The sequence below is a fragment of the bacterium genome, from assembly GCA_035307765.1.
Taxonomy (GTDB): Bacteria; Sysuimicrobiota; Sysuimicrobiia; order Sysuimicrobiales; family Segetimicrobiaceae; genus Segetimicrobium.
In genome coordinates this window covers 205129-216489 of the sequence record DATGHU010000034.1, presented here as the reverse complement: position 1 = coordinate 216489, position 11361 = coordinate 205129, and the positions used below count along the sequence as shown (strand labels likewise).

The window sequence follows — 11361 nt, the reverse complement described above, 5'->3', positions numbered from 1 at the left end:
CCGATTCGCGTGTTGGTAGCCGAAGATTCCCCCGTCATGCGCGACCTCATTGTCGCCGTCCTGCGGAGCGATCAGGACGTGACGGTGGTGGGCCAAGCGATCAATGGGGCCGAAGCGGTAGCCCTCGCCGCCAGCCTGCGGCCCGATGTCATCACGATGGACATCCGCATGCCCGTGATCGACGGGTTCGAGGCGACCAAACGGATTATGAGCGAGTCGCCCACGCGCATCGTGGTGGTAAGTTCGAGCGTGGACCCCGATGAGGTAAAGATCGCGTTCAACGCATTGAAGCTGGGAGCCGTGGCCGTCGTGGAGAAGCCCCGGGCACCGACTCACGCGGCATTTCAGGCAGTGCGCCACGAGTTGCTCACGACAATCAAGGTGATGGCGGACGTAAGGGTCGTACGGGGTCGGCCTGATCGGGTCTCTGCAGTCCATTCCGTCAGGAATCTGGCCGGCCCGACTGCTCATTGGAATCAGGTCATCGCCATCGCCGCCTCGACTGGGGGCCCGGCGGCGCTGGCGGCAGTGCTGCAGGATCTGCCGCCGGACCTCAGCATACCGATTCTGGTCGTCCAGCACATCAGCCCGGGCTTCGAGCCAGGGCTTGCGCAGTGGCTCGGATCGCTTACGCCGCGTCGCGTGCGCCTGGCGAAGAACGGCGAGCGGCTGAACGGGGGCGGCGTCCTGCTGGGCCCGGGTGACTGCCATCTCGGTGTGGCAGGCGACGGTGATATCGCCCTCAGCCAGGTCCCCCCAGTGAGCGGACACCGCCCATCGGCGACCTACCTCTTCCGCTCGGTGGCCAAGACCTATGGGCCGCGAGCTGTCGGCGTCATCTTGACCGGAATGGGTGAAGATGGAGCGGACGGGATGAAGGAGCTTCGGGACGCCGGAGGCCAGACGATCGCCCAGGACGAGACGTCCTGCGTAGTCTTTGGGATGCCGAAGGCGGCCATCGCCCGCGGGGCCGTCGATTACGTTGAGCCGCTGAGTCACATTGCGGACAGAATTATGACCCTGGTGGCTAGCAGAGGAGGCCGAGGTCGATGAGGAAGAAGGTGCTCATCGTTGAAGACAGCCGTACACAGTTGGAGCGCCTCCGTGCAATCATCGAGGCAGAGGGGTACGAGGTGCAGGTAGCGGGAGATGGGGAGGAAGCGCTCACCAAGACCGCCACCTGGCACCCGGATATGGTGATCACCGATATCGTGATGCCGCGGATGGACGGCTATGAGCTGTGCCGGCAACTGCGGGGTTCCCCCAAGTTTCAAGAGACTCCCATCATTATGCTCACCTCAAAGGGCGCGCCCATGGACATCATCAAAGGCCTGGAAGCGGGCGCCGACAACTTTTTCATCAAACCCTACGAAGATGTCCTACTCCAAGGACGGATGCAGGCCCTGTTCGCCGAGCAAGAGGGGGGGCACCGGCAGCAGAAATTTCGGCTGACGATGGATGTGGAATTGTTCGGGAAGAAGATTGCCGTCACGCCGGAACGGCAGCAGATCGTCGCGCTGCTTCTCAGCACCATGGAGGAACTCGCCTATCGGGCCGAACAACTGGAACAGGCGAACGCCGAATTGGATGCCTTCGCGTATTCGGTCGCCCATGATCTCCGGGCACCCGTTATAACAGTACACGGCTTCTCTCAAATGCTCCTCGAAGACTATGCATCGTCCCTCCCCGAAGAGGCCCAACGGTATATCCACGAAGTGGCGAACGGGACGCGGCGAATGAGCGATCTCATTGATGATCTGCTGTCGTTCTCGCGTCTCGGTCGCCAACCCGTGAATAAGCAGCATGTCGAGCCAGCGGATATCGTCCACCAGGCCCTGGCAGAGGTGAACGGAGCGAGAGCGGGGCAGGAAGCCGATGTCCGCATTGACGATCTTCCCCCCTGCTGGGCGGATCCCGCTCTGCTCAAACAAGTCTACGTGAACCTGCTCTCCAACGCCCTAAAGTTCAGTCGCAATCGCAAGGACGCGGTGATCGAGGTCGGGGGGCGCACTGATCTTGAGGAACCCACGCACCACACCTACTTCGTCAACGACAATGGTGCGGGATTCGATATGCAGTATGCCGGTAAGATGTTCCGCGTGTTTCAGCGCCTACATCGTCAAGAAGAATACGAGGGGACCGGCGTAGGGCTCGCGATCGTGCAACGCATTATTCAGCGTCACGGGGGACGCGTCTGGGCCGAAGGGGAGGTTGGAAAGGGCGCTACCTTCTACTTCACCCTTCCGGGAAGCGAGGCCACATGACCGGAGAGCCTGTCGAGATCCTACTGGTTGAGGATACGCCGGATCACGCAGAGATGACCGTCCGCGCGCTCCGCAAGTTCAATATCTCCAACCCTATTCAGGTGGTCGCGGACGGGGCGGAAGCCATCGAAATACTCTGTGCCAAGGACCACGAGCGCAACGCTGGGCTGAAGCTTGTCCTGCTCGATCTGAAGCTTCCGGGAATCGACGGCATTGAAGTCCTCCGTAGGATCAGAGAGAACCCATCTACTCGAGGGATTTCCGTGATCATCCTCACCGCCTCGCAGGAAGAGCGTGACGCCCAAGCGTGCCGGGAGTTGGGCGTGCACAGCTATATTGTCAAGCCTGTTGATTTTCAGAAATTAACCGACGCGGTTCGCACGACAAGGTTCTACTGGGACACGGTCGATTTTTACAGGGTGTTGTTCAGCCACATTCCTGGGGGCTAGTCGCGTTCGAAGCGGCAACCGAATCTCGTAATGAAACCAGGGTACAGCGCGATCAGATCTTCTGTCGCCCATACGACTCCTTCGGGCCGGTCAACGCGTACGTCGCCGGGTTGGGCTGACTCATGGCGGCGCTCAGGCAGCGGCGGCAGTTCCCCACCTGGCTCGGCGTCACGTCGCTGTCGGGCGGGTGACGGCGGGAAGCCCTCCCCTCCACACGGGTCCGCGCTGGTCCGACACTCCGAGCGGCTCCTCGTTTCGGTTCGAGATCATTGAAAATACGCGGACTTGCCGATGCCAAAGCGAAAGCCGCCACGCCTCTCCGAATTGAAGCGAGTCCTGCGATGGCTTCGGGCGCAGTATCAAAGACGGGCTGGGGAAGTCGCCACACCCTGTCCAAGCTCTCCCAGCCCGTCCAGTAGCGCGTCCACTCCCAGCACGGCGCCCCGCACAGTCTCACGAGCACCCCCACCCGCACGGGTCTGACAATCGAACGAGGCAGACTCTATAGTGGTCTCTATTCGGCCGAGTTTGCCCGAGGTGGCATCCGAACCCTGGTCCCCGAGATTGCCCCCTCGCCGCCCTGACGTTGCACTCCCTCGAGCCAAAGCACAGGCGCCAACGCCGTGGTCCCACATTCAGGCGGATGGTAGTGGTATTGAGAGCGGATCGCCGCGAGGACGCCTCCCGGCGGTGCGCATGATGCCAGCAATGGAGGCGTCCGCCGGCGCCACGGCAGCGGCGCTCCCCTCGTCGACTGCGTCGCCCTGCTACATTCCTCGTCGGCGGGGTCGTGCGCGCGTGGACCGGTACAGGTCGATAGGCGCGATGGGCACATCCAGCGAAGAGGAGATGATAAGAGTAATTGGGTAAACATTTGCTCAGATGTTTCTCGCCGCGCAACAGGCTCCGGACGCGAAGGGGTGAGGAGGGTTGACCGGGCTCGGGACATGGCTCGTGATCGCCCTCGTTCTAATCGTGGCCCTACCGGGGCGCCCACCGGAACACGCAACGCTTCACTATTCTCTCACGTTCTCGGGTACCTCCGCCAAGGGAACGATTGCCGGGACTTGGGGTGGGACCGCTTTCGTGGGGGCATATTCGGATGGGCTCTGGGGAATTGCCTCGGGGGGCACGCTCGTGGTCGGCGGCACCTATCACTGCAATGCCGGCTGCACCTTCAATGGTACCGCGACCTATTTGGGGGTCTCTACGGCGGTCTCGCTGGTAGCAAAGACGCTCGGAGATATGGAGCGAACTGAGACTGTGTCGGGAGATCTGTCGATCAATCTGCCGGATTACTGATCATGGTCTTCTCAGGCTCTCTGAAGTAGCGCGATCGATTACACCCAACGACAGTCGCCCTGCCCCCCGGAGGACGCCTCCAGTGCTGGCATCATCCCGGAATGGTCCTTGCCAGCACTTTCACCCCCCTCCCGCCGAAAGGGAACCCTTTCCCAGCTCGCCGTTCCGAATAGGGGACCCCGTGATTTGCAGGGGCCCGCGGGGCGCGCCCGGGACCCCCCCTTTCCGGGGCCGGCCGACGTGCTTGCCCTGCGCCCGGGCCATCCCCGCCCGCGTCCGCTCCGAGATCAGGCCGCGCTCGAATTGCGCGAACGTGGCCATCAGGTTGAACAGCATCTCCGACCAGGGCGACCCGGAGGCCGTGTCGATCATCGACTCGGTGTAGGACCGTAGCCCCACGCCCCATCGCTTGAGGTTCTGGAGGGTCGTGTTCGCGTCGAGTACGCTGCGGAAACAGCGGTCGAGCTTCCAGCAGACGACTAGGTCGATCTGCCGCCTCGAGGCGGCGTCCAGCAGCGCCCGCCACTGGGCCCGGCCCCGCAGGTTCGTCGCGGACGCCTCGTCCACGTACTCCCCGGCGGCCCGCCAGCCCTGCGCCTGGATGAACGTCCGCAGCGCCCACAGCTGCGTCTCGGGATTCTGGTCCTTGTCTGACGTGGAGACCCGCGCATAAATCGCGGCGCGCATCACGCTGCTCACCTCCTTTCGGCAGAGTCGCCACGACAGCGCCCGCTAGCGCGGCGATGCCGAGCGCCTTTGACGTGCTCGACCCACAGGCCCATGACCTTCGCCGCTCGCAGGCCGTGCCGGATCGCGTGCAGGACCATCGCGTGTGAGCGCGGGCCGTGCCGCTTGGCCGCCTCGAGGAGCCGGAGCACCTCCTCCTTCTCCAGCGCAACGAGTCTCATTTGGACGTCCCCCCCCAACATACGCCCCTTTTCGTAACACCCAATACGAGTCCCTTTCGTGTTAGGACCTTTCATGGTACGCTCCGCCTATGAGGAAGACCAAGGAACCCCGCCGGCTGCGGGCGGCAACAGCCGGAGCACACTCCGGGCCATGTTGCCCGTCGGACTGGCGCCTACGCTCACATTGCCAGTGGTGGGGTTACCGTTCAAAGGAGCCCCGGTGGCGATCCGGGCGATGTCGTATCGGAGTTCCGTCGCGCCGGTGATCTTGACGTTGTGGATCTTGCTCTTGACGGCGTTCAACTCTTCCTCGACGATGGCAGGCGGACGTTCTTGTCGGTCAGTTCCTGGCGTAACTCATTGACGAGTTGCATAATCAGATCGAGGTCTTCCTTGGTCACCTCTGGCTGGGGGGGTGTGGCTCTGCTGGCCGTAGATGCTGCGGACCGGAGCTCGATGCGGGCAAGGAGCCGCGCGACGATCGTCGCCATCTCATAGCGCGTAAGCATTCGATCGCCGCGGAACATGCCATCGGTAGTCCTGGATGAGGCCGTCCGCCGCCAACTTGGCGAGCGCACCATGCGCCCAGTAGGTGGTTGGCGCATCCGCGAATGGCTGGGCCCAGGCGGACGTGAGCAGCCCAAGGACGAGCACAACCGGTCCTGCCAAGAACGACGTTTTCATCTCATGCCCCTGGGATGGGGCGTGTCTTGCATCACTTCCCCTGGGCGAGGGCCGCACGCACCTGTTCCAATTGGGTCAGCATCCACTGCTGGAAGGTTTTTCCCGGCGGTTCGGTCTCCGAGACGCCAACGACGGGAACTCCCTGCCGCTTCGCCAGCTCCTGGACTCGCTTGGTGATGGGTGACACCGTTTGGATGTTGTAGAGGAGCAGCCTGACCTGGTGCTTCCTGACCTGATCTTCCATTTGCGCCAGCGCCGCGGCGGGCGGATCCTCCCCCTCCTCGATCGCCTTCTGGAACTTCACGGGCGTGATGACGTTCAGCCCAATCGCCTGCGCCATGTACCCGAACACAGGCTCCGTCGCGCCAACAGCGGTGCCGGCGTGTTGGGCCCTAAGGTCGGCGATCGCCTGGGTCAGGGGTGGGAGCGACGCCTGGAAGGCTCGGTACCAGTTCCGGTACGACGGGGCGTTTGCGGAATCGATCTGGACCAGCGCCTCGAGGACCACCTGCGCGACCTTGGGGATCGTCGCCGGATCGTACCATAGGTGCACGTTGTCGCCCTTCTTGTGCCCGGTTAGTTCTGATACCACGATCAGCTTTCGCTGGGAGTTCGGCGACGCCGCCTCCAGGCGGTCCATAAAGGCGTCGTACCCGAGACCGTTTTGAATAATGAGGCGGGCGTTCGCCACCGCAGCGGCATCCCTGGCGTTAGTCTCGTATTCGTGGGGATCGATGTTGGGATCGCTCACGATACTCGTGACGGCGACATGATCGCCGCCAATTTGCCCCACGATATCGCCGTAGAAATTCTCGGCGGCGACCACGATGACGGGAGAGGATGGCGCGGCAGCGACCGGGTACCCCGCCGCGAGTGTCACAGAGCCTATCGCAATGCTGACGAGCAAGCGGCGAAAGGGCCTCGAGGGCATTTGGCACCTCCTTAATATAGATGAGATTGGGTATCGAGATTTAGTCTCATGAATCATATCGAAACCGATATTCACCTGTCAAGGGCGCGAATGCCCGGGGTGTGATGCGAGTTAGCCCGAAAAATTAATCGTCGCTCGCTTCTTAATCAATCCAATCTCTTATAGGTCACGAAATCGGACCAACGGAGTAGGCTACTCAGGCCTGCAGTTGTCTGGTATCGCCGCCCTTCAAAACAGTATCCGCAAACGGGAAGACTCTTAACTAAGGCCGAAATGAGAAGCGCGGAAATTGTCTGAAGATGTGTGGTAAGGGAACTCCAAAGCAACTCTGCCGCTATCCTGGGGCTGAAGCAGAGGCCCGGCTGGACGAGTACCGGAGGGAGGTTGGGAAACTACCAGAGGTAGGTGGCGCGAGAGGATCAGAATTTGACGTTGTGGGGATTAGTCTTTAGCTCGGCCCAGCGTTCTGTCAGAGATATAGGAACGAAATTGTCCGTGAGAGCGACCTGGTACCCTATCTGACGAAGCTCATCTCTGATGGCCTTGATCCGATCGGGCGTTGGAGGGTGGCTGGCGAAAGCAACCCCAACCGCCCCCTGCTTCTGCTCAAGTGTTTGAAGTCGCTCGAAAAACGAGATGGAGGCCCTAGGGTCGAAGCCCGCTTTCCGAGCATAGATCACGCCGTAATGATCCGCTTCGTATTCCTTGTCACGAGAGTACTTCGCTCCGATCAGGCCAGTCGCAATCTGAGAGAGCTGATATACACTCAAACTCCCCCCAAACAATAGGCGGGTAATCAGGGCGGCTCCTAGCTGCAACTCCATTTCACGCTGGGCAAGATCCACAGCATGGCGATGCGCGATGTGGGTAGTTTCGTGACCCAACACGAACGCTAACTCATCGTCCGATTTAGCAAACGACAATAGCCCTTTGGTCACGAAAATAAACCCCCCGGGAGCAGCGAAGGCGTTCACGGAGGAATCGCGCACGATGTGGTAGGTCCACGGGAGGTTTGGCCGCTCTGAAACGCGGGCGAGCTTGAGCCCCATAGTCGCCACACGGCGCGTTTCGGCGGAATCGTTCACGAACCCGTATGTCTTGGCCACTTCGGCTTCGACCTGCCGTCCTATCTGGATCTCCTCGTCTTCGCTAATCCCAAGAAGCTGCGCATGTGCGACCGAAGAGCTGGGTGCGAGAGGGACCAGGATCGCCGCAGTGGCTGCCGCAATCAACCGGCGAACACTGCACCGCATGAGCATCACCTCCCTCGAGGGGCCTGGTGCAAGCTGATCAGCGGGGGATCGCGCCACCCGGCTAGAGGCGCAGTTAATTCACTGTGCGTGCGGCCAACACGGTACCGATGATTAAGAACGTGATCCCGGCGGCCATCGCCGGCCACGATCCTCGCATGCCCGCACCCATCCGGCGTAAGCCAACGACGACGAACCCACACCCGAAGGCGATGACCGCGACGCCCGGGAGCATAACTGTCCACGGGTTGGAATGTCGGATGAAGACCGCGTCTTCGGTCGGGATTGTGACCCGAGCGGTGCTGGGTCCAGCGTGGATGGCCATCTGCCATCGACCGGTCATTGGAAGAAAGAATGTCCCACGATACGTGCCCGGGCGGATTTCTGCGAGGGTCGTTCGTACTGGAGCCATTTCATGTTCCAGCATCGTCAAGGTAAGGTCCACCGTCACCCCATTGGGTGCCGGCGCACTGGTGGCGTCGCGAATGGTCAGTTCGATCGCGAAGCGGCCAGGGTCTCGACGCTCTAGGGTACCGCGAAGAACCCACGGCCCTGCTGTGTCGCCGAAGGTCAGGGGTCGCGAGAGTGTCGGGGGCGGCCCCGGGGGTGCTTGGGAGACCAGCACGGCCGTCAGACCAAGAATAGCGAGGAGCAGCAGTGACTCGATCTTAACCGTCCCACCCAGGCGGCCTGCTTCTGATCTGAGTGCGAGCGATGGCATCAGCACCCACCGGTTGACCGCGGCGACCATGACCACCATGGAAACTACGGCGAGTTTAATGAGCAGGGCACGGCCATAGGGCGTACCGATCAGTGCCTGAGGGCCCCAAATATTTTTGAGGGACGCGTAAACGCCCGTTGCAGCGATCAGCATGACGCTCCAGAGTCCAACTGTCGAGAGCCGACCCAGAGCCCGCTCAAAAGATGGGCCTGCGGTACCGGATCCATGCCATGGGAAGAACCATGCCGCGTACACGAGTGCTCCGGCCCACGCAGCAACGCCTGTGAGATGGGCGAGATCGGCCGAAACCGGGAGGAATCCGGGTTGAGCACCTGCGTGACTGACGAGGCTGAACGTCATTAGCAGCCCCACGCCGAGTGTAACAAACGCGGCGTTGTCCGCGCCGGCTGGCCGTCGATGCCCCGCCCCGAGCCAGAGAAGAAGGGCGACGATCGCCACCCGGGCGATGACCGCATTGCCGTGCCGGGTTTCCGACAGATAGGGCAGAAGGAGAGACGGGTCAAAACTGCCGACCGCACGGGAGAGCGTGTCGATTACGTCGAGCGCGCATCCGCCAACCAACAAGACGCCGCCGGCCCAGGCTCCTGCTCGGAGCTGTCGCCACGACCCCCTGTTCACTACGTCCCCCGCGATCCAGCGGACGAACACCCCCGCCCCGAGCAACAGGATGATGCCCACAAAGAGCGCGGCTTTCGCACCTACCTGCATGGGTTCAATAACAACTGTCTCCGCGTGGGTCGTGCGTTAGAAGCTCTTCGTCGCTTCCAATTCGTAGATTTGTGCGTTGCTCAATTGGAGGCCGGACACCGGACTCGTCGTGACGATGCCCCCATCGACCTGATAGCTGTTGTAGGTGACTTTGATCACAATGTCCGCCCCGAGATTGTACTTTACCCCGATCGAATACACATTGTAGTTGGGTCCACCGTCCTTGTACGTGCCCCACTCGGCCAGCCCAAACAGCGAAACCGCCGGAGTCACCGAAAGGTCAACGCGTGCGCCGACTGCGGTGAGGTTGTCGTTGGTGTTGAAGATCCCGAAATCACTGGGGGTCAGCAGGTGACCAAGAGGGGCATCCAGAGGAAGTGTATACGGATCGAAATTCTTGTACCAGAGCGTCAGTACCGGCTGCGCCGGTAGCCCGAGCAGCCGCTGCAGGTCGAACGCGAGGCTCGGTTCATAGTACCATCGCGCCACATCCTGTGATTGCGTGTAGGTGGCCGCTTCCACGATGAGGTTCACGCCAGAGGTAAGCTCTCCCTGGATTCCCGCCGAGAACCCGTTGCCGACATTGCACCCGATGCCGGGGCACATCCCGACCTCGACGTCCCCCGCGGTGTCGGCCCGATAGCTCACATTGACGGTCCAGCCCGGCACCACCTCAGCCTCGGCGCGGGCGCCCCACACCCGGCGCGTTGACGTCCAGTTCCCGATCTGCAATCCGTCGTCCACCGCGTACTGCATGAAGCCGAGGACTGAGACCGGGCCGAGCTGAGACAACTGCATCTCAATGCCATCGCGCCGGCCACCGTCAAAGGCAGTTTCGTCGAGCAATAATCCCGTGAAGCCAAGTTTGATCCGATCACGGCCAAGCCGTATGCCGAGGCCGGGCAGGCCAAATAGATTATGCGCATCGAGGTAGGCTTCTTCGATGTCCGAGGTACTAAAGTCAGCCGCGGTTGTGTTTTCGAGGCTCAGATCGGCAAACAGGCTGAACGTGGGGCTGAACGTCGCATTCCAGGCCGTCTCCAGCAGACCATCGTGGATTGTGGACAAGCCTGGCGTGGGTGCCAGGCCATTCAGGTTGGCTCCACCGGCGACCGGGGGATACGGGCTGTTGAATAGCCGGTACATCAAGACACCGGAGACTTGGAGGTTGGCCGGCGGGTCCTGGCGCTCTGGAGCGCCAGCCTGTAGCGCTTGAATAGCCTGCGGCGGCATCGCATCGATCGCTGAGGCCTGTGCACGAATGCCGGCAGAGAAGTCCGATGACCCGGTTGCGGTTTCCAGTGACCGAATGGGTTCGTTGGCGACCCGCACGCCGGATAGGTCCGGGCCGTCAATGTCCGGCAGCCACACCCACAAAGGCGGGTGAGCTCCCGCGGGTTCGCCGCCTTGCGTGACGTCGGCGGCAAGAACAGTCGACGGAAGCGGGATCGTCGCCCACGGAGCGCTCCCCAGCAGTGGCTCCTGCCCGGCTCCACCCGTCATTCCCAGCGTGCCCGCATCGGATGTCAGCATAGAGGGATCATGTGCTGGCCCGAAGGCGAGCGGCGTCAAAAAACCTACCACGGGGGCCGCGATTCCGAGGATCAGCAAACCGGCGAGGAGCACACTCTGCCAGATCCGGGTGTCTGCGTGCTTATTCATGAATCGCCGGGCGCGTAGACGAAAATGAACGAACCTTGCGTCGTGTGTGTGTCGACCGAAAGGACGCGCCACATGAGCACGTAGGCGCCCGGCTCCAGATCCTTGAGCCGCAGGACGATGTCGGTGCTGGTCCTCGTGGTGTTCGCGACACCCGCATCGCTTCGAGCCGCCTCATCACCGCGCTTCAGCAAGTCAGCAGACACAATATCGTCCGCCGCCGCATGCAGTGCCCGCACGTCGGCGCCGGGCGCGGCATTCAATTTGTAGACCTTGAAGATGCTGAAGCGGATCTCGACCGGTTCAGAGTACGATAACCTGACCTCTTTCAGCAACGCGCTGGCGGTGCTGTCCGCGCTTGGAACTGATGCGTTGAGGAAAGCATGTGCGGAGGCCTGCGGGCCTCCGCACATGCACCCTAACATGATGATGACAGCGATCCACCCACTTCGCCGAACCATGAA

At 61.8% G+C, this 11361-nt stretch carries 13 protein-coding genes; 3 read left to right on the top strand and 10 right to left on the bottom strand.

The genetic code is table 11. The features are described from left to right. The first annotated feature begins 9 nt into the window (after positions 1–9). Genes cheB through VKV57_11950 form a run of 3 tightly spaced genes read left to right on the top strand, consistent with a single transcriptional unit; the run spans position 10 to position 2713 of the window. A complete protein-coding gene (gene cheB / locus VKV57_11960; GenBank protein ID HLW60623.1) occupies positions 10–1053 on the top strand; it encodes a chemotaxis-specific protein-glutamate methyltransferase CheB in 1044 nt (347 codons plus the stop codon). Next, positions 1050–2264 carry a response regulator gene (locus VKV57_11955; protein ID HLW60622.1) on the top strand — a complete coding sequence of 405 codons (1215 nt, stop codon included), beginning with the start codon at positions 1050–1052 and terminating at the stop codon, positions 2262–2264. The genes cheB and VKV57_11955 overlap by 4 nt, the downstream gene beginning before the upstream one ends. Next, the gene (locus VKV57_11950) at positions 2261–2713 is read left to right on the top strand and encodes a response regulator (GenBank protein HLW60621.1); all 453 of its coding nucleotides are present in this window, start codon (positions 2261–2263) and stop codon (positions 2711–2713) included. The genes VKV57_11955 and VKV57_11950 overlap by 4 nt, the downstream gene beginning before the upstream one ends. A gap of 1422 nt (positions 2714–4135) precedes the next feature. Here the strand turns inward: VKV57_11950 and VKV57_11945 are convergent. From VKV57_11945 to VKV57_11900, 10 genes are all read right to left on the bottom strand, one after another. Further along, positions 4136–4714, bottom strand: coding sequence for a recombinase family protein (locus tag VKV57_11945; protein ID HLW60620.1), 579 nt, complete (start codon positions 4712–4714; stop codon positions 4136–4138). Further along, positions 4711–4923, bottom strand: a complete 213-nt coding sequence (locus tag VKV57_11940) for a hypothetical protein (GenBank protein ID HLW60619.1) — start codon at positions 4921–4923, stop codon at positions 4711–4713. Before VKV57_11940 ends, VKV57_11945 begins: the two co-directional genes overlap by 4 nt. A gap of 87 nt (positions 4924–5010) precedes the next feature. After that, positions 5011–5226, bottom strand: a complete 216-nt coding sequence (locus VKV57_11935; GenBank protein ID HLW60618.1) for a hypothetical protein — start codon at positions 5224–5226, stop codon at positions 5011–5013. After that, positions 5223–5432, bottom strand: coding sequence for a hypothetical protein (locus tag VKV57_11930; protein ID HLW60617.1), 210 nt, complete (start codon positions 5430–5432; stop codon positions 5223–5225). The genes VKV57_11935 and VKV57_11930 overlap by 4 nt, the downstream gene beginning before the upstream one ends. Further along, positions 5416–5607: a hypothetical protein gene (locus tag VKV57_11925; protein HLW60616.1), complete on the bottom strand. Its 192-nt coding sequence runs from the start codon at positions 5605–5607 to the stop codon at positions 5416–5418. Before VKV57_11925 ends, VKV57_11930 begins: the two co-directional genes overlap by 17 nt. Before the next feature lie 31 nt (positions 5608–5638). Beyond that, complete coding sequence (locus VKV57_11920; protein ID HLW60615.1) at positions 5639–6538, bottom strand: zinc ABC transporter substrate-binding protein; 900 nt, start codon at positions 6536–6538, stop codon at positions 5639–5641. A 419-nt stretch (positions 6539–6957) separates the two neighbouring features. After that, the gene (locus VKV57_11915) at positions 6958–7797 is read right to left on the bottom strand and encodes a M48 family metalloprotease (protein ID HLW60614.1); all 840 of its coding nucleotides are present in this window, start codon (positions 7795–7797) and stop codon (positions 6958–6960) included. Between the two features lie 67 nt (positions 7798–7864). Then, positions 7865–9208 carry a CopD family protein gene (locus VKV57_11910; protein ID HLW60613.1) on the bottom strand — a complete coding sequence of 448 codons (1344 nt, stop codon included), beginning with the start codon at positions 9206–9208 and terminating at the stop codon, positions 7865–7867. Between the two features lie 66 nt (positions 9209–9274). Continuing rightward, the gene (locus tag VKV57_11905; protein HLW60612.1) at positions 9275–10900 is read right to left on the bottom strand and encodes a hypothetical protein; all 1626 of its coding nucleotides are present in this window, start codon (positions 10898–10900) and stop codon (positions 9275–9277) included. Continuing rightward, the gene (locus VKV57_11900; GenBank protein ID HLW60611.1) at positions 10897–11358 is read right to left on the bottom strand and encodes a copper resistance CopC family protein; all 462 of its coding nucleotides are present in this window, start codon (positions 11356–11358) and stop codon (positions 10897–10899) included. The genes VKV57_11905 and VKV57_11900 overlap by 4 nt, the downstream gene beginning before the upstream one ends. Positions 11359–11361: the final 3 nt, after the last annotated feature.